2 protein-coding genes and 1 pseudogene are annotated in these 1,460 nt (G+C 53.0%); all 3 read left to right on the plus strand.

Annotated elements, in window-relative coordinates; translation table 11 throughout:
• Positions 1–267 (plus strand): annotated as a pseudogene (locus tag ACXJ7R_RS32445) (hypothetical protein); the annotation flags it as partial.
• A gap of 27 nt (positions 268–294) precedes the next feature.
• Positions 295–891, plus strand: coding sequence for a hypothetical protein (locus tag ACXJ7R_RS32450; RefSeq protein ID WP_457155366.1), 597 nt, complete (start codon positions 295–297; stop codon positions 889–891).
• 126 nt (positions 892–1,017) lie between these two features.
• Positions 1,018–1,359, plus strand: a complete 342-nt coding sequence (locus ACXJ7R_RS32455) for a hypothetical protein (RefSeq protein WP_457155367.1) — start codon at positions 1,018–1,020, stop codon at positions 1,357–1,359.
• Positions 1,360–1,460 lie beyond the last annotated feature (101 nt).

The raw sequence follows: 1,460 nt of genomic DNA on the forward strand, positions 1-1,460 counted from the left end.
CCGGATTTCCTGGACTACCGCGACGTGGCGAGAACGATGCTTGCGGTCGACGACAGTGTGACCGGAGGAGAACTATCGAGGATCATCTTCCGAGATTTCGACCGGAGAGGGATTTTTCGCTACCGTGCCGGGCCTCGCCTGAAGAAGCCAAACCGAAAGAGCCATTTTCACGAGGGCCGAATCGCTCTTCCACTGGACCAGGCGCGTCTGCCGGACATGAGCTATTTCGAGAAATATTGGATGTCCAGAAGTGGCGCCGAGCTTTGATCGGCATGCAGAAGATGAGGGTGATCCATGGTAACTGAAACCATCCTAAGTACATCGGCCATACATTTGTTCGGTCGAGTTCTTGAAGATTTGAAGCTTACGAAGAGGACCGATGGGGGACGGCCTCCAAGGCTTGGTGACAACAGATTCCTGCAGAACCAGATTGACGCCTCCGGTAGCCTGCTCGCAAGGATTTATGCGTTCACCTTCGAAGCACAGTTCTATGAGCTGGCCCGACCGACCATACTTCTTGTCCACGGGCCTGGCTCTATCGTTGATTATCCAGCCCCCACAGAAACCGATCTCAAGGTCATGAGCCGCGGTCCAAGCGACCCTGCCTATACCGGACTGGCATCGCAGATAGGCTCGTTCGCGCGCGGAATGCAGGTCTGGGTCTACGACAAGAGTGACCTGACAATGCGGCTGGAACTCGACACCGGAACGCTCGAGGATGTCCTGTTAAGTGCAGAGCTGGACCCGCGTTCGTTTGGGCGATCGGGTGGAGCAATGGGCAGATCCGGCGGTGCGATGGGGCGATCAGGCGGCGCGATGGGCAAGTCTGGTGGTGCGATGGGACGCTCCGGTGGTGCCATGAACCGCAACGGGCGCGGCGATTTCGACTAATGCATGTCGCTCAAAAGTGGCCTCGGTTTTTGAGACAACGACATGCATAGAAACAAAGGCTTAAAGCGCGTCGCATGAATCCGTTTCGACGCGACGTTAATTGAGGATGCCGAAGGGAGATGGGCCATGGCAAGAGTAGATATAGTACGTGTCGATACACCTGAAGGGGCTGCTGTAAGAGGCGGAGATCCGGTTACGGTCAGCGTGACAGTACACCCAGATCGTGATTGGTTTAAAGACACGGAATACTTAGTAATTGAATTTATTTATGCGGAATATTTAGACATCGCGACTGATATATCGGTATACCTAAACGATATAACAATCGAAGATTCGACAGCGATCAATTTCAAGGTTAACGCAGAAGTTGGCGCTTCAATCGGAGACTACTACGTCCAAATCAAGAATACATACTTGAAGGAAATCGTCATAAGTGGCCCTGAGGATGGAACTATCGCTGTGTCCTAAAGCTAGTCACTTCCAAAAAAGTACGTTGTGACTACCTGCAATGTCACATCGGCATCAGCGGCTCTGCCGTCACGCCGGCAAAATCTTGCCGGGGTTCATGA

The sequence above is a fragment of the Mesorhizobium sp. P5_C1 genome (assembly GCF_054049815.1).

Bases quoted from the DNA above. Each gene is read 5' to 3' on its own strand.
- ACXJ7R_RS32450 (WP_457155366.1), top strand. From the start codon at position 295: ATGGTAACTGAAACCATCCTAAGTACATCGGCCATACATTTGTTCGGT.
- ACXJ7R_RS32455 (WP_457155367.1), top strand. From the start codon at position 1,018: ATGGCAAGAGTAGATATAGTACGTGTCGATACACCTGAAGGGGCTGCT.